Below are 16,418 nucleotides of genomic sequence, written 5' to 3' on the forward strand. Positions count from 1 at the left end.
TCATCCCGCAGAAATATGCGTTCGGCGATTAATTGTTCGCCAAGCCCGAAGGCGCAAATACCTATGGCTGCGCGTTTGTGAGTTCACGCCCTAGTTCGCCACGGAGAATGCAATGAGATTCCAATGGTGCAGCCAGTAATATTCGTTTTGTTCCGCGCGCGTGCCGTTCGGATTCCGAAAGATCGCGGCACAGGCCCTTGTGTCCCTGAAATAGAAACAATCCCGGTTGCCCTCGAAATGCGCATGCCCGCCGCTGTCGGCAACATCACCCCATGTGTAGGCATAGGTCGATCCATCTGCCGACGCTGTGACGCTCCACGGGACCCCGCTCTTGAAATCCTTCGCCTGCATAGTGCCGGCGTTCGTCGCGCCGTCCAGCACACGCCCGGCGATCGTATGGCCGAACATCAGCCGGTGCATCTCGTCGCCGTTCAGCCTGTCCGGCGATCTCGGATCGAAGTCGAACGGCAGCTCCGGAATACCGGCCTTGAGCAGCCCCTCCTGAAAGCGCATGACGTCCTCGAGCTTCATGTAGGTCATGTTTTGGGCGGCCAGCAGAACAGTCATTCCACCCCCGTCGCCATAGGCTTTTGAGTAAGCTAGGATCCTTGGCAGGAGCGAAGCGGCCTTGTCGGTCGCGCCGAGATGCCCATAGGCAGACATCAGCGGCAGCAAGTCGCCGTATTCGGGGTTTGTGCCCAGCGCGACGTTCTTCTCCAGAGAGGCTACCGCTTCCGGGTATTTTCCAAGCGAGAACGCGGCCAGGCCGCGCAGCCAGTTCGGCCATCCCCCGTCGCGCGGATCGACGCGAAGCGACGCCGCCACATAGGCGAGCCCCTCGTCCGGATGGCCGGCGAAGATCTGTGCCAACGCCATTTCGCGGTAGTTCCAGACGTCGCTCGGATCGAGCGCGATGGCGTGCTCCAGAGCATCAATCGACGCGTCCGCCTGCCAACTGAACGTGTGCTTTCGAGCGATCAGTTGATAGGCGTTCGACGAAGGATGCTTCAGCGCTTCCTGAAGCGCGCCCCAGGCAAGATGCAAGGTCTCGATATGACCCGTGCCAAGCGCCCGCTCCCTCTCTTCGTTGCCGGCCGATTGATCATAGATCCAAGCAAGCTCGGCCAGGGCCTTGCCGTAACCCGGATCGAGTGCGATCGCCCGCTTGAAATGCGCCAGCGCGCCGACGAAGTCCTGAGGCGAGCCGCGACCCTCGAGCTCCAGTCCCTGAAGATACGCTTCATAGGCCGCTGGATTGCCCGTGCTGCCAGGGGTCGTATCGCCCGCGGCCCGAACGAGGCGAAGCTCCAGTGCCATCGCAACGTTGTCGACAACCCTGTTCTGCAGGGTGAGCACATCGCTCCAGGCACCGTCGAAGCGCTCGGCCCACAAATGCGTCCCGGTGGTCGCATCGATCAGCTGCGCATTGATGCGCACGTCGTCGCCCGCACGACGAACGCTGCCCTCCAGGATGTAGCGGACGTGCATCTCCTTCGCGATCTGATCCGGCCGGATCTTCTTGTCCTTGTAGGTGACCGCGGCCGTGCGCGACATGACGAGAAGGCCGGGCACGCGCGCCAGCTCAGTGGTCAGGTCCTCGCTCATGCCATCGGCGAGGTATCCCTGTTCCTTGTCGTCGCTCAGATTGTCGAAGGGCAGCACCATCATCGACGGTTTGGCATCGGCGGTCGTCGCCGGCCACGACCACCACGCGCCACCACCCGCCAAGAGCACAACCAGGACCGCGACCGCGACAGACGGTATGAGCCAGCGAGGTCGGGTCGATCTGCGCGGCAAGGCGTGCACCATGCCATCGATCCGCGCGCGGTAGACGTGCACTGGCCGGGTGATGTTCTTCACCTGCTGCTCGCCAGCATCGTCGAACGCGATGTCGATCTTGCCTTGCAGCTGATCGTAGGCGGCGGCTGAAACCAGCAGGCCGCCGGACGGGCAAATCTGTTCCAGCCGCGCCGCGATATTGACCCCGTCGCCCATCAGATCGTCGCCCTCGACGACGACGTCACCCAGATTGACACCTATGCGGTAGGCGATCCGGCGTTCCGGAAGCATGTCGCGTTGTTGTGCGCGCGCGTCGCGCTGGATGGTCACGGCACAAGCGACAGCATCGACCACCGAGCCGAATTCGACGATCGCGCCGTCGCCCATCAGCTTGACGATGCGGCCGTTATGCTCGGCGATTGCGGGATCAATGACGTTGGAGCGGAGCGATCGGATCGCGGCGAGCGTCGCTTTTTCGTCCGCCTCGATCAGGCGCGAGTAGCCGACGATGTCGGTGGCCATGATGGCGGCCAGTCGCCTCGCTTCCCGACGTTCCTGCATCGCGGCCCTCCCACGGCGCGCCGCCAAGACGTGCATTATAGAGGTTTGAAGCCTCCGGCGCGACAGGCTTTCACGAGGCTGTCCTAAGTCGCGCAGGCAAGTCCGCATATTTCGGCAACGCATTATTTTCGAAATTTCGGGGACGGGCACAAAGTCGACGGCTACGCAAAGCGGCCTCCGAAATCCAATTTGTGCCAGCATCCGCGCAAACCAGAGCGATCCGTGCGTCCGATGATTGCGTCATGCGACGCTCGCAACTGAACGGGCGCAATAGGTTTGAGCGCGACCTTCGCGGCATCACTGACAAGGGTCCGGAGGTCGCGCAGCGCACCATACACGCGGAGCTCATAGCTGTGCTTGCATGGGGTGGGAGGCGCGAAACTCAGCCGCACCGATTCAATGTTCCAACCGCTTCCAACGGTCCTTCCAACTGGAGTGCTCCAACGCTTTCCAAGGGTTCCCAACCAGCAAACCCGCAGTTCCAACGGTTGTGTGTTCCAACCATATCTAAAGATATGGCCGCTCAAGACCGGCCAATCAGATATTGGTGGTCCGGTGCCACCATGGCGCCGATGCCGCCCAAGGTGGCCCGTGGCCTCGTGGGCTGCGCCGGTTATGTCGGCGTCCAAGCAAACCCGAAGCGTAGCTCTTGGCTCCTGCCGCTTAGCTGATAATCCTCGCTAACGGGCATGAGCAATGAGCGCCAGACGCGGACTAATACCTCCCCCGAGCAGCAAATGGCAGGGATGGAATCGGCCTAGAACGCCACAAAGTTATCACGTCCCGTCCAGGTTGTGGACACTTCCTCTTCGAAGGCGCACTCTCCTAGGACGAAACCCGAGCAGAGTTTCGTCCAATGCTTCACATGCTTGAGATGCCTCGCTGATTGCCTGACTGTCCGGAGATCCGGGTGGGGCAGTCGTTCATTGTGCGCCTGTCCGTGATCAGGCTACGGCCCAATACGCACGCTGCAGCCCGTTCCGGATCAACTGGGAGGAAAACAGCATGCCTCATCTTCAACGCAGAGAACTTATTCAAGGGAGCGTGGCTCTTGCCGCAATCGCCGCCCTTCACGCCTCGCGGGCTTACGCTTTTCCGACACGGCCCGGCGAGGAAGTCGTCAAATGGCTCGATCAACTGCCACCGAACCCGGTGCCAGAGGTCATCAAGAATCAGATTGTCTGGGAGGACCTCGATTCATGGGTGACACCCAATGACAAGTTCTTTTCAATCGCGCATTTCAACAGGCCGGTGATTGAGGAAAGCACGTGGAAGCTCGAAATCGCCGGCCTGGTCAAAAAGCCGATGGCACTGACGCTTGCCGACATCAAGGCCCGGCCGCGCGAGGAAGTCACCTTCACAATCGAATGTTCAGGCAATACCGGCCTGCCGTTTTTCAACGGCGGAATCGGCAATGCCCGCTGGGCGGGTACGCCGCTCGCCCCGATCCTGAAGGAGGCCGGGGTCCTCGACAGCGGCATCGAGGTCGTCTTCTGGGGCACAGACGAAGGCGAGATCAAACGAGCCGACGAGGTCACGTTCAAGCAGAATTTCGCGCGCAGCATGTCGCTGGCCGACGCCATGGATCCAAAGAACATCCTTTGCTACGAAATGAACGGAACTTCCTTGCCGGCCGACAACGGCTTCCCGCTGCGGCTGATAGCGCCGGGCTGGTACGGGATCGCGAACGCGAAATGGCTCAAGCGCATCGAGGTGCGCGACCAGCGCTTCGAGAGCCGGTTCATGGGACGCGACTACGTCACGGTCCGCGAGGAAGACCATAATGGCGAGACCGTGTGGGCGGAAACCTCCGTCGGACGGGCACGCCTCAAATCGGCGCCGGCCCGGGTGACCCATCTCGGCAGCGACTACCGGATCGTCGGAGCCGCCTGGGGTGCGCCGATCGACCGGGTCGAGGTGAAGATCGACGATGGGCCGTGGATGCCGGCGACCATTGACGGCACCGAAGAGGCGGAGTTCGCCTGGAAGATGTGGTCTCTGGACTGGCCCAAGCCGTCCGCCGGGGAGCACACAGTCACCTCGCGCGCGATCGATAAGAGCGGCAACATTCAGCCGGCGATGAGCGATCCGTGGATTGCCAAAAAACACACCTATTGGGAGAGCAACGGACAGGTGACCCGCCGTATTCAGGTCAGTTGACGGCTCGGCGCCGCGAGCGAAGCCGCCTGGAAAGCTGCGTGGCGACGGGATTGAGTGCGACCCCGTTGCGCCCGTGGGCATAGCTGGTTGCATAGGGCGGTGCGGTCGCAGAAATGATTGATTAGGTCGATGGAGGGTGGCGTACTGAGCCCAGCGCCGCGCCCTGTTTTTGTATCACAATAGGTAGCACACTGATAGCGTTTGTCTTACTCTGGTGACCGCCGAATCCGCCCCCATAGAGAAACACCCACCTTGGATGTTGTCGCATCTATCGTGCGCCCCTCCTCCGCGAAGCAAATGTTCTTTATCAAAAGAAACTGGTTGGCCCGGAGGACGTATCAATAATGTTGATTTTATTGAGTTTTTTCGTGGACCAAGTCAGAAATCTTCCCGCATCGTTTCGTATGGCTCCGTAGCCAAACAGTCGAACTAGCGACCAATATGCGTCCTTTCGCGTCGATCAGACGCTATTGCGAAAGCGCAACTACCATTTCGATTTCCACTGTGATGTTGTTGGGGAGCGAACCTGCACCTTTTGCAGAACGTGAGTGCATACCGCGCGCTCCAAAGATTGAAACAAGCAGGTCCGAACATCCATTCACGACGGCAGGATGGCCGGTAAAATCTGCAGCCGCGTTCACGAATCCGAGCACCCTGACGATCTCTGCGACACGGTCGATTGAGCCCGCCGCTGCATCCGCGACGGATAGCAGATTGAGCGCGGCCAGCTGCGCATGCTGGTACGCTTCGCCCACGCTAACGTCGAGCCCGACCTTGCCCGTATGTCTCACGCCTTCATGGCTCACAGGGCCTTGTCCGGAGAGGAAAAGCAGGTCTCCATGTCGCTTGTACGGCAGGAAGTTGGCGACCAGCTTTCTTCTCGGCGGCAGCGTCAAACCGAGCTTTCTCAACCTCTCCGATGGCGCCTCGAACATCATCGGGCTGCTTCGCCGGCAGCCGTCTGAATTTGCCGGACCGTTTCCTGAGCGATCTTGCCAAGGAGGGTGGCATCGCTGGTTATGGTAATGATACGGAATCCGAGCCCTATCATACGCCCGGCATAGGCAGGGGCGGCATTGTGAAGACCCGCGATCAGACCACGCCTGCGGGTCTCTTCTATGATCCTCGCATAGATATCCAGGATCTCCGGCTCTTCCCTATCCAGTGTCGGGGACATTCCGAAGGACAGGCCCATGTCGCTCGGGCCGACATAGACGCCGCTGATCCCAGGTACATCCAGAATTTCTTCGAGATTATCGACCGCTTGCCGCGTCTCGATCATGGGCAGAACCAGCAGCTCATCATTGGCGAACCCTTGATAGTGATTGCCTGGTTCGCCATAGCCGCCAGCGCGGACAGGACCGTTCGAGCGATCTCCTTTTGGCGGATAAAGACAGGCTGCGACCAAGACCCTGGCTTCCTCCGCGGTGTTGACCATCGGGCAGATGACACCCCACGCTCCGGCATCAAGAACCTTGCCGATGATACCAGGCTCGTTCCAGGGCACGCGAACCATGGGCGTCACGGGATATGCGCCCATGGCCTGAAAACATTGAACCATGCTGAGATAATCCTGCACGCCATGCTGCAGATCTACCGTCACACTGTGCCAGCCGGCTCGTGCCATGACTTCCGCGGAAAAACCGGAAGGGATTGCGAGCCAGCCGTTCAGGCAGGCCCTGCCGGCCGCGAGCCGGGCTTTGAGGGCGTTCTTCAAGAAAATCTCCATCGAGGTTCAGTGAGCGCGGCGCCAGCCATCATTAACCGAGGATAGGCATTTTTGAAATATCAAAATTAGGCAATCCTCTCGCTTCCTGACTGTGTCCGAGTTTAATGAAGACCTTCACGTTCTCTGCGGAGTGCGATTTTGTCGCCTCCGGCGCAATTTCGACGAGAACTCCTACTTGCTCAAGCAGGCTGGAGAATGTAACAATCATATATCAAAATAGGTTGTCGACCGATGCTCTCGCTTCTAAACTCCATGGATCTCCCCTTGTCCTCCCTGGACAAAGGCGTCCCCCCAGTGAGCGGGCCTATACCGATCGACGATGTCGCGGCGAAACACTGGAATCTCCTTCGGGAAGATCTACCGCTCCCTGTTGCGGTCCTCAGGGACAAGGCCGTGCGCGACAACAGCGCATGGATGAAATCCTTCCTGGCCGATGCCGGCGCGGTGCTCTCGCCGCACGGCAAGACCACGATGTGCCCTGCCCTGTTCGACCTCCAGCTTGCCGATGGAGCCTGGGCGATTACCGTTTCAACGCTGCATCAGATCCAGGTCGCCCGCAGCTTCGGCGTCAAGCGGATCTTCCTGGCCAACCAGCTCATCGGACGGCAGGCCATCGACTATGTGATTGGCGAACTGGCGGCCGATTCGAGTTTTGAATTCCTGTTTCTGGCAGACTCGCAGGAGAACATCCGCGCGATTGCAGACGCCGCCCGCGAGGCAGGATCGAGCCGCCCCCTGCAAGTGCTGGTCGAACTCGGTTATCCCGGCGGTCGTACCGGCTGCCGCAGCCGTGACGAAGCCCTGGATCTCGCTCGTTACATCGGGAGCACCGAGGGCCTGCTCGCGCTTCGCGGCATCGAAGGCTTCGAAGGCCTCCTTAAAGGCGCCGACAATGGGGCGACATTGACGCTTGTCGAAAACTTTGTCGGGCAGATGGTTTCACTTGCGCGCCTTTGCGACGCCGAAAATCTGTTTGCGGCAGATCCGATCATCCTGAGTGCCGGAGGCTCCGCCTTCTACAATGTGGTGGTCGAAGGACTGGGAGCCGCGGCATTGTCGCGGCCGAGCATGGTTCTGGTGCGATCCGGCTGCTACATAACGCACGATTCCGTCCTTTACGCCAAAGCCGTCGATGCACTCAGGGAACGCAATCCCGAGCTTGCCAACTCTCGCGGTGGGCTTACGCCGGCCCTCGAAGTCTGGGCCTACGTGCAATCCCGGCCGGAGGACGAAAAGCTGATTGCCGGGCTCGGCAAGCGCGACGTTTCCTACGACGACCAACCGGTGGCGCTGACGTGGTTTCGGCCTGGAAGCGGTATGGAAAAGCCGCAGAAGCTATCGCCGGACCATATCGTCACGCGGCTGAACGACCAACACTGTCACATGACCATCCCGGCGGCCTCGCCGCTCACGGTTGGCGACATGGTCGGCTTCGGCATCTCGCACCCGTGCCTGACCTTCGACAAATGGCGCGTACTGCACGTCGTTGACGAGAACTACCAGGTGATCAGTTCGGTCCGCACCTACTTCTAGCAAGTTTACCGTCCAGGCCGCAGCGCCTGACCGCAACAGACAGAGGCAAAATGAAACCGTCCAAACCAAAGGTCTTTCTCATCACCGGCGCGGCAAGCGGCATCGGCGCGGCTCTCGCCAGGCTGGCCGCCGAAGCCGGCAACACCGTGGTGCTGGCCGACATCAACCTGCCCGGCGCCACGACGGTTGCGAAGTCGATCGGTCCCGCCGCCTCAACGGTCAAACTGGACATCTGCTCGTCAGAGCAGTGGGACCAAGTCCTTGATCATGTCTGGGAAAAATTCGGACACCTCGACGTTCTGGTGAACAACGCGGCGATCGTCCACACGGGCTACGCCCGTGACCTGACGATGGAGAAGCACGAGGACACGATGCGGACGAACTTCTTCGGCCCCGTAAGGGGCATGATGGCCGCCTTGCCGAAGTTCAAGGCGCAGGGACACGGCCACCTTGTCACCGTCTGCAGCATGACGGCATTCCTGCCCTTTCCTGGCATCGCGAGCTATGCGGCGGCAAAACACGCGCTTCGTGCCTATCATCTTGCCCTCGCGCTCGAAGAGCGCGGCAGCCCGGTGAAATTCACGATCGTCCATCCGACCTCGACCGAAACACCGATGCTCGACAAGGAAGCCGAAGACGACGCAATGGCCCTGTCCTTTGCCGGAACGCCGGTTACCGCGGAGTTTGTCGCCGGCATCGTCCTGGAAGCCATTCGGAAGAATACGATCGAGGCCTTCGCGCCGCTCGAGCGCGGCAAGGTCGTCAAGAAGCTTGGCGCCAGTCCGCGCAATCTTTGGAAGATGATGGACCGGAATGCGGTAATAGGTGCAGAGAAGCTCAAGGCGCGGCGCGCGACGAAAGCGACACCCTCAAAATAGGGCCGAGACCCACCGCGCCAACGCGGCCGCCGACAGCGGACCGATCAAGCCTCGGCTTTCTTGCGCCGAGACTTTTTCACATGCCCTGCATTGGCCTCATTCTTGATCTTCTCGAGGATCACATAAGACCCTTCGCGCAAATCCCGGACGACCAGTTCGCCGGTTTCGCCGGGTGCCCGGCGTGCGAGAGCGTCGATAATCAGCAGATGCGGATGCACGCTGTGGGCAGCGCTGCGCACGAGAGGATATTGATTGTTCACAAACGGGCCGGCCAGCAGCCACAGATTTTCAATGCAGCGCACCAGCACATCATTGCCCGAAGCCCGGTAGATGGTGAAATGAAACTCCTGGTTGGCCGCCAGGGCTTCCTTCCAGCGTTCCTGGTTTTCGGATTGAACGAACCTGTCGTGTAGCGCCTTCAGGGTTTCTATGTTTTCCTCGCTGATGTGGACGGCGCCCAGCTCGGCGGCCAGACGTTCGAGCGGCGCCCTGGTCTCGCGGATGTTGATGTACTGCGGAATGGTCAGGACCGGCACGCGAGGCTGATGGCCAAGCCGCAATTCCAACGCGCCCTCGCGAACGAGTTGGACGATTGCCTCACGCACCGGGGTTGGAGACATATCGTAGTTGGCAGCAAGCCGGCGAATATTGAGCCGGCTCCCGGGCTCGTATTGTCCGGTCATCAAATCGATGCGCAACCGCGCGTAGATGCGCTCCGACAAACTGTCGCGGTTTGCATCGGGCCCCTCAGGCTCCAGATCGATTTCTTCCATCGCTGGGGAGTTCATGACTGCTCATCAGACGGGGTCAAACTGCAGAAGCTCTTTCTCCCATAGCATAAGTGCGCAGGCGTTCCATCGCTGCGCTGACGCTCAGGACAAACCTTGTCCCGTGTCTGGCTCAGGAAAATGGCAGGCGAAAGTAGACTTGCCTATCGTGCGCAGCACAGGCTCTTCGGTTGCGCATAGTTCCTGTGCCTTCCAGCATCGGGTCCGGAACCTACAGCCGCTTGGCGGCGCGGCAGGACTCGGCAAGTCCCCCTTCAAGACGATCCGCTTTCGCTGACGCTCGCTCCTTGGATCGGCTGTTGGCACAGCCGAAAGCAAGGCGAGGGTGTAGGGATGTCTGGGGCTATCAAAAATCTGTTCCCTTGGCGCGAGTTCGACGATCTTTCCAAGATACATGACCGCGACCCGGTTCGAGATGTGACGAACCGTAGAAAGGTTGTGCGCGACGAAAAGGTAGGAGAGACCAAGCCGTTCCTGCAAATCCGCGAGCAGGTTCAAAATGCCGGCCTGAATGCTGACGTCGAGCGCAGAGACCGGCTCATCCAGGATCACCACCTTGGGATTGACCGCAAGCGCGCGGGCAATGCCCACGCGTTGCCTTTGACCGCCTGAAAGTTCGTGCGGGAAGCGCTGAAGATGCTCCATACTCAGTTTGACCAGGTCGACAAGTTCGTGAAGGCGATCCAGTCGTTGCTTCTTCGTCATCTCAAGGAGGCCCAGAGGCTCTGAAATGATCTCGCCGATCCGCATGCGCGGATGAAGAGATGCAAACGGATCCTGAAACACCACCTGCAGATGCCGGCGCTGCCGCCGCATCTCTTCCTCACTGAGCTTTGCGAGATTCACGCCATTAAGGAAGACCTCTCCCGAGGTCGGCGGAGACAGCCGCAGGATGCAGCGCGCTAGCGTCGACTTGCCACAACCGGATTCGCCGACAAGCCCCAACGTCTCTCCTGTCGCCAGATCGAAACTTACTCCGGCGACCGCGCGGATGACCGGCGCGCTCTTCGATCCCGAGAAAGCTCCGCCGGTGCCGAATTCCTTGACCAGGTTTTTGACCGAAAGCAGTACTGGTATCTCTCCCTGCGAAGGCATTTCGTCGCCGGTTTGATTGGGTGCCGAACCATCGCGGACGGCCGATGTCATGCCGTTTTCCTTCGGCTGTGGTACTGCGGCAGCATCGATGCCAAATGGCATGCCACATCCGAGGCACCGGCCTTCATCAACAATGGCGATTCGCTCCGGCACCGATCGACAGCGAAATGGCAACGCGGATTGAACGCGCAACCCGACGGCATGGTCTGAGCCGTCGGCGGAGCACCGCCGATGTCGATGAGACGGCCGATCTCGCCTTTCATCTCGGGAAGCGAGCCCAACAGGCCGCGGGTATACGGATGGCCGGGCTGATCGAACAGATCATCGACGGCGGCACGCTCGACGATCGATCCGGCATACATCACCGAGACAGCTTCGGCCATACCGGCGACAACGCCAAGATCATGCGTGATCAGAACCAGCCCGGTGCCCTGCTGGCGGCAGAGCTGCTTCAGGAGTTCCAGGATCTGAGCCTGGACCGTGACGTCGAGCGCCGTCGTCGGTTCATCGGCGATGATCAGGTCCGGCTTGTTCGCGATCGCGATGGCAATCACCACACGTTGACGCATTCCGCCGGAAAATTCGTGCGGATATTGCTGCATGCGCCTTTCCGGAAACGGTATCGCGACTTCGAAAAGCAGCCCAAGCGCCTGGTCATGCGCCTGTTTCGCCGAGAGCGTGGGATTGTGGATGCGTATCGCCTCCACGACCTGGTCTCCGACCGTCAGCACCGGGTTCAAGGCGGTCAGCGGATCCTGGAAGATCATCGACATTCTGGAGCCGCGCAGTTGCTCGAGTTTCTTCGCCGGGCAGCCTATCAATTCGCTGCCGAGCAATTTCACCGAGCCGCTGATGCGAGCGGACCGCGGCAAGAGTCCCATGACAGCACGCATGGTGATGCTTTTGCCGGATCCGGACTCGCCAACCAGGCTGATGATCTCGCCCTTGCGAATGGAGAACGACACACCACGCACGGCGTCGACATATCCGAACGGCGTGTCGAAAGCGATCTTGAGATCCCGGACATCGAGGAGGGGCTCATCCTTCATGAATGCTTCCTCGGATCCAATATGTCGCGCACCCGGTCGCCGATGAAATTCAGCGCCAGCACGACACTCAGAATGGCGATCCCAGGGGCTGCCGCGATCCACCAGTAGTAGAAGTTGACCGCGCCGTCCGAGACCATCGCCCCCCATTCGGGTGCCGGCGGTGCGGCTCCAAGTCCGATGAAGCTCAGCGAGGCCGCCAGCAAAACGACCTGGCCGAAATCCATCGTCGCGTTGATCAGAATGGGCGTCCAGCAAAGCGGCAGAATGTAGCGGATGAGCAGCCGGCGCGGCTTGACACCAGATGAGATGGCGGCATCGACATGCTCCATCTGCTTGACGCTTATGACCTGCGCCTGCATCAGCCGCGTGTAGAGCGGCCACCAGACGGCAATCATCGCCAGCGTTGCGGTCCATAGGCCGGGTCCGAGAGAGGCAGCTACGGCCATGGCCAGAAGCATGGGCGGAAACGACAATGTCACGTCGACCAGACGCATGATAAGCGTGTTGGTCCAGCCGCCAAAGAAGCCGGCGATGGCACCGAGCAGACTGCCAAAAACAGCGCCGACCGAGACAACGAGCAAAGCGATGGGGATCGAATAGACAGCGCCAGCCATGGTGCGCGAAAACACATCGCGGCCGAGCGCGTCGGTACCTAACAGGTGAGCAAAGCTTGGCGGCTGCAGGCGCCGGCCGACCATGTCGAGCGGTGCGTAAGGTATCCAGTATCGCGACGTCAGCGCAGCCATGATCCAGAACAGGATGATGACAAGGCCGATATAGCCCGGCACCACGGACCAAAGGTCGCGGCGGCGGCGGCGCTGCCGGAACGGGGCGAAAACGATATTGACCATCTCGCCGCCTATTGGAGTTTGATTCTTGGATCGACCAGCACGTAGGTAAGGTCGGTCAAGAGATTGGTCAGCAGGAACGCGGCGCCACCAAGCATCGTTACGCCCATGATCGCCGGATAATCCAGGGCTCGCGCCGAATCCACGGCGTATGAGCCTATGCCGGGCCATGAGAAAATGGTCTCGGTCAGAACAGCGCCGGTGATCAGGAAAGCGAAGGAATAGCCGATCACGGTGATCGCCGGGATGAGTGCATTGCGCAGCGCATGATGGAAGAGGACGCGCCTGCTGCTCGCGCCCTTCGCCTTGGCCATCATGATGTAGTCCTGGCCGAGCACATCGAGCATGCTCGCCCTCACCAGCCGCGAGATAATGCCGGTGATCGACCAGCCGAGGACAGCGGCCGGAAGGATCAGATGCGACAAGGCCTCGAAGAAGCTGGACATGTTGCCGTGCAGCACCGCGTCGACGGTATAGAATCCCGTAATTGGATCGAGAGGCGTGGAACGTGAATCGAGCCTGCCTGGTCCCGGCAGGATGCCAAGCTGCACGGAGAAGATCGACAGCACCGCCAGACCCGACCAGAAAACGGGAAGCGAGGAGCCGAGCAGCGCGAACAACCTGACCAGGTGATCGACGATCGTGTCGCGCATTCTGGCCGCCAGCACGCCCAGTAGAATGCCTGACACCGACCCGACAAGCAGGGCAGCGATGACGAGTTCAAGCGTGGCCGGCAGACGCGCCAGGAGATCCTGCGAAACCGGCCGCTTGGTGCGAAAGGAGATGCCGAGATCGCCGGTGACGACGTTCTTGACATAGAGGACGTATTGCTCGACCGGGCTCTTATCGAGCCCCCACCTTGCCTTGGCGGCCGCCACCGCCTCCGGATTGCTGAGCTGGCGCTCCGGCAGGATCGACGACAATGGATCGGCCTGTGTGCCGTGCGACAGGATGAAGGCAACGGTCAGAACACCAAGCAGTAGTGGCGGCAGCCCAATCAAGCGACGAAAGACGTATCGGTAGGCTTGCATGGATTCGAACTCTCGATCAGGCCACTCCGCGGCTCGGCGCTATTTCTTGATGCTGAGGTCCTGCAACGGCAGCACTGACGTAACGCTGTACTTCATGCCTTGCACCTTGCTGCTGTAGGCAAGTACCGTGTCCGGCCCGACCAACGGGACGATGACGCGATCCTTGATCATCTCCAGGGCGATCTCGTTGTAAAGCTTATCCCGCGCCTCGGTGGGCGATGCGACGGCTTTGTCCAACAGCTCCTTCTCCTTCATGTTGGTGACGCCCTGCACCCGATCCGCTCCCGAACGCTTCAGCCAGCGCGTGCCTGGGATCATTCCGAATGTTTTCACATACTGGTCGGTGCCGTAATAGTCGGGCGCATAGAAGGATGCCGTCAGCGATGTCCCGTCGCCTTTGACGGTGTCCAACCAGACGGGGAAGGTAACCGGCTTCAGTTGGAGCCGGATGTTGACCTTGGCCAGGTCCTGCTGGACGAGCTGCATCAAGGTCGACATGTCGACGCCATAGTAATTCTCGTTCGGAAACACGGACTCGATGTCAAACCCGTCCGCCAGTCCCGCTTCCTTGAGAAGGGCTTTTGCCTTCTCCACGTCATGGACGGGCACCGGCAGACCGTCGGTTCCGGGGAACCCGTTTGGGATCGCCACCGGCACCATCTTGCCGGCACCGCCGATGGTGAAGTCGATAATGCCCTGGTAGTCGAGCGCGTAGGCGATTGCCTGGCGGACTTTTGCGTCCATCGGCACCTTGTTGGATTTCGCTCCCGGGCTGATCGCCATGTAGATGAAATTGTACGACGGAACAGTCTCCACGGTAACGCCAGGCGCGTTGATCGTCTTGGCGGTGTCGGGCGCGATCTGCATGGCGATGTCGACATCGCCACTCTGCAGCACCTGCGCCTGGGCAACCGAGTCCTTCGTCTGCTTGATGACAATCTCATCGATGGCAGCCGGCTTGTCCCAATAGGCCGCGTTGCGCTTGAACCGCAGTTCATCATTGGGGCTGTAGGATTCCAGGGCATAGGGGCCACTCCCGGCGGAATTGGCGAGGAACCAGGGCTCGGCGGAGTCGGTGGCGGCGTCATCCTTGCCAGCCTTGGCGCCATGCTCGATGGCAACATGGCTGTTCACGATGCCAGCATATGGCGCAATCACCTTTCCCAGAAATTCGGAGTCGGGCTGGGAGAGTTTGACGACGACCGTATGGGCATCCGGCGTCTCGATTGATTTCACCGTTTCGAACAGCCAGGCCATGCCGCCCTGCAAATTGGTCAGCCGCTCCCATGACCATTTCACATCCTTGGCTTCGACCGGCGATCCATCGGCAAAAACAGCCTTCGGATTGAGGTGGAAAGTGAACTCGGTGTTGTCGCCATTGACTTCCCACTTCTGCGCCAAGGCCGGATTGATGGTCTTGTTGTCGTCGCCGAGGCGCACGAGCGTCTCATAGACGGCATAGAGGAAGATATTGCAGGTGTCGCAGGAGGTCCGCGCCGGATCGAGCGAGTTGACCGCCAGGTTGCGCGCAATGATCAACGGCTTCTCCTGCGCCGACACGCCGCCAAGCGAGGAGGCCACCATCACAGCCATCGTGGTCGACAGAAGCATGGTCCGGATTGCACGCCCGGTTCTGGGCATATCAGCTGTTTTGATCATTGCTCATTCCCCTTGTTGTCCGCCTGATTCAATTCAGATGGCTTGATTTGATATATCATAAATGCCAATCAGGAACGGCTGTCAATCTCTTTTTTGGCCGACAAGACACACACCCGGCGACCCAGAGCGTTTCGCGATGAAACCCCTTCCTGTTAAGCGATTCCGGAGATTAATCGCTGATTTCTGGCTACGTACAAGACCGCTCGCCGCGGGTAGCTTTATCCAGAATCCCACCGAAAAACTCCCCTTTCCAAGAAATATGACCGCCCCAGCGGAGATCGACAGTCGACAAGCCCAGCAATTTTGCTATATCAAATTCCGAGATGACACCGGATGCCGACGTCCTGGAGTGCAAGGTGGAGATAGACGTGCCGACAACAACCAATATGTTCGAGACCTGCATCGATTTCGGGCTCGAGATTGGCGAGAGTCCGGTATGGGATCCCGTTCGTTCCATCCTCTGGTTCGTCGACATCCTGCGCCCGGCCATCTACAGCCTTGACCCCACCTCCGGGACCGTCGCGCACCACAAGATGCCTTGCGAGGTCGGGAGCATCGGCATGGCAGAGGCAGGCCAACTCGTCGTCGCCTTGCGCAGCGGCATCCATCTCTTTGATCCGGCAACGCAGCGTCTGGATTTTCTGGTCCATCCAGAGCCGGAAATGACCATGAATCGTCTCAACGACGGAAAGGTCGGACCCGATGGCTGTTTCTGGGTCGGCAGCATGCATGATGCAGTGCCAAGGGCGCCTTCAGGTGCCCTTCATCGCATCACGCTCGATGGACGCAGCAGGAAAGTCCTCGATGGGGTTTACGTCTCGAACGGACTGGCCTGGAGCCCGGATGGACGGACCATGTATCACGCTGACTCGCGTGGGCCTTTCATCCAGGCGTTCGATTTTGATGCAGCGACCGGAAACATCTCGAATGGCCGCATCATCGCCCTTCTCGACGAGAGCAAGGGCCTGCCGGACGGCGCGGCCGTTGATCAGGACGGCACGTACTGGAGCGCTGGTGTTTCTTCGGGGCGGCTCAACAGAATAGCGCCGGACGGCTTAATGCTCGAACCGGTGGCTGTCCCGCTCGATGCACCCACCATGCCCTGCTTTGGGGGCAGCGATCTGCGAACCCTCTTTGTGACATCCCTCTCCCCGATTGCCTCCGGCACGACCAGCAGCGGCTCGCTGATAAGCTTCAGGGTGGCCGTGCCTGGAACACCTGTCGGGCAGTTCGGCTCCCCCCGTTGAGGCGCATCGACTTTCGCCGGCGCACCGATGCGCTCCAACCCTAGCGAAGCAATGGAACGAG

At 60.1% G+C, this 16,418-nt stretch carries 13 protein-coding genes; 4 read left to right on the top strand and 9 right to left on the bottom strand.

Annotation, left to right across the window (positions count from 1 at the left end):
- Positions 1-90: 90 nt before the first annotated feature.
- Positions 91-2,541 (bottom strand): adenylate/guanylate cyclase domain-containing protein, encoded by a 2,451-nt coding sequence (locus AC1D08_RS32135; RefSeq protein WP_477425022.1) that lies wholly within the window; start codon positions 2,539-2,541, stop codon positions 91-93.
- Positions 2,542-3,345: 804 nt separating this feature from the next.
- Here AC1D08_RS32135 and AC1D08_RS32140 point away from each other — a divergent pair.
- Positions 3,346-4,500, top strand: coding sequence for a sulfite oxidase (locus tag AC1D08_RS32140; RefSeq protein ID WP_477425024.1), 1,155 nt, complete (start codon positions 3,346-3,348; stop codon positions 4,498-4,500).
- A gap of 467 nt (positions 4,501-4,967) precedes the next feature.
- Here AC1D08_RS32140 and AC1D08_RS32145 read toward each other — a convergent pair whose 3' ends face one another.
- Both AC1D08_RS32145 and AC1D08_RS32150 read right to left on the bottom strand, forming a co-directional pair.
- Entirely contained in the window at positions 4,968-5,438 is a 471-nt protein-coding gene (locus tag AC1D08_RS32145) for a RidA family protein (protein ID WP_477425026.1), read from the bottom strand.
- On the bottom strand, positions 5,435-6,217 hold the full coding sequence (locus AC1D08_RS32150) for an HpcH/HpaI aldolase family protein (RefSeq protein WP_477425028.1): 783 nt from the start codon (positions 6,215-6,217) through the stop codon (positions 5,435-5,437). Before AC1D08_RS32150 ends, AC1D08_RS32145 begins: the two co-directional genes overlap by 4 nt.
- A 405-nt stretch (positions 6,218-6,622) precedes the next feature.
- Between AC1D08_RS32150 and AC1D08_RS32155 the strand changes: the two genes are divergently transcribed.
- Together AC1D08_RS32155 and AC1D08_RS32160 are read left to right on the top strand one after the other, a co-directional pair.
- Entirely contained in the window at positions 6,623-7,762 is a 1,140-nt protein-coding gene (locus AC1D08_RS32155; protein ID WP_477425030.1) for an amino acid deaminase, read from the top strand.
- A 50-nt stretch (positions 7,763-7,812) separates the two neighbouring features.
- Positions 7,813-8,640, top strand: a complete 828-nt coding sequence (locus AC1D08_RS32160; protein WP_477228932.1) for an SDR family NAD(P)-dependent oxidoreductase — start codon at positions 7,813-7,815, stop codon at positions 8,638-8,640.
- A 44-nt stretch (positions 8,641-8,684) separates the two neighbouring features.
- Here the strand turns inward: AC1D08_RS32160 and AC1D08_RS32165 are convergent, their stop codons facing one another.
- From AC1D08_RS32165 to AC1D08_RS32190, 6 genes are all read right to left on the bottom strand, one after another.
- Positions 8,685-9,428, bottom strand: a complete 744-nt coding sequence (locus AC1D08_RS32165; protein ID WP_457154500.1) for a GntR family transcriptional regulator — start codon at positions 9,426-9,428, stop codon at positions 8,685-8,687.
- Between the two features lie 84 nt (positions 9,429-9,512).
- A complete protein-coding gene (locus AC1D08_RS32170; protein ID WP_457154502.1) occupies positions 9,513-10,523 on the bottom strand; it encodes an ABC transporter ATP-binding protein in 1,011 nt (336 codons plus the stop codon).
- A gap of 47 nt (positions 10,524-10,570) precedes the next feature.
- Entirely contained in the window at positions 10,571-11,572 is a 1,002-nt protein-coding gene (locus tag AC1D08_RS32175; RefSeq protein ID WP_457154499.1) for an ABC transporter ATP-binding protein, read from the bottom strand.
- Entirely contained in the window at positions 11,569-12,423 is an 855-nt protein-coding gene (locus tag AC1D08_RS32180; RefSeq protein ID WP_477425032.1) for an ABC transporter permease, read from the bottom strand. Before AC1D08_RS32180 ends, AC1D08_RS32175 begins: the two co-directional genes overlap by 4 nt.
- Positions 12,424-12,431: 8 nt before the next feature.
- Entirely contained in the window at positions 12,432-13,451 is a 1,020-nt protein-coding gene (locus tag AC1D08_RS32185) for an ABC transporter permease (protein WP_477228930.1), read from the bottom strand.
- A gap of 39 nt (positions 13,452-13,490) precedes the next feature.
- Positions 13,491-15,110 carry an ABC transporter substrate-binding protein gene (locus tag AC1D08_RS32190; protein ID WP_457154725.1) on the bottom strand — a complete coding sequence of 540 codons (1,620 nt, stop codon included), beginning with the start codon at positions 15,108-15,110 and terminating at the stop codon, positions 13,491-13,493.
- A 386-nt stretch (positions 15,111-15,496) separates the two neighbouring features.
- On the opposite strand from AC1D08_RS32190, the gene AC1D08_RS32195 reads away from it, so the two are divergent.
- On the top strand, positions 15,497-16,357 hold the full coding sequence (locus AC1D08_RS32195; RefSeq protein ID WP_477228946.1) for an SMP-30/gluconolactonase/LRE family protein: 861 nt from the start codon (positions 15,497-15,499) through the stop codon (positions 16,355-16,357).
- Positions 16,358-16,418 lie beyond the last annotated feature (61 nt).

It is taken from the genome of Mesorhizobium sp. P2_E6, assembly GCF_056403835.1.

Coding starts and splice junctions, on each gene's coding strand:
- AC1D08_RS32135 (WP_477425022.1), bottom strand. CDS start 2,541: ATGCTGGCACAAATTGGATTTCGGAGGCCGCTTTGCGTAGCCGTCGAC.
- AC1D08_RS32140 (WP_477425024.1), top strand. CDS start 3,346: ATGCCTCATCTTCAACGCAGAGAACTTATTCAAGGGAGCGTGGCTCTT.
- AC1D08_RS32145 (WP_477425026.1), bottom strand. CDS start 5,438: ATGATGTTCGAGGCGCCATCGGAGAGGTTGAGAAAGCTCGGTTTGACG.
- AC1D08_RS32160 (WP_477228932.1), top strand. CDS start 7,813: ATGAAACCGTCCAAACCAAAGGTCTTTCTCATCACCGGCGCGGCAAGC.
- AC1D08_RS32165 (WP_457154500.1), bottom strand. CDS start 9,428: ATGAACTCCCCAGCGATGGAAGAAATCGATCTGGAGCCTGAGGGGCCC.
- AC1D08_RS32170 (WP_457154502.1), bottom strand. CDS start 10,523: ATGCCTTCGCAGGGAGAGATACCAGTACTGCTTTCGGTCAAAAACCTG.
- AC1D08_RS32175 (WP_457154499.1), bottom strand. CDS start 11,572: ATGAAGGATGAGCCCCTCCTCGATGTCCGGGATCTCAAGATCGCTTTC.
- AC1D08_RS32180 (WP_477425032.1), bottom strand. CDS start 12,423: ATGGTCAATATCGTTTTCGCCCCGTTCCGGCAGCGCCGCCGCCGCCGC.
- AC1D08_RS32185 (WP_477228930.1), bottom strand. CDS start 13,451: ATGCAAGCCTACCGATACGTCTTTCGTCGCTTGATTGGGCTGCCGCCA.
- AC1D08_RS32190 (WP_457154725.1), bottom strand. CDS start 15,110: ATGATCAAAACAGCTGATATGCCCAGAACCGGGCGTGCAATCCGGACC.
- AC1D08_RS32195 (WP_477228946.1), top strand. CDS start 15,497: ATGTTCGAGACCTGCATCGATTTCGGGCTCGAGATTGGCGAGAGTCCG.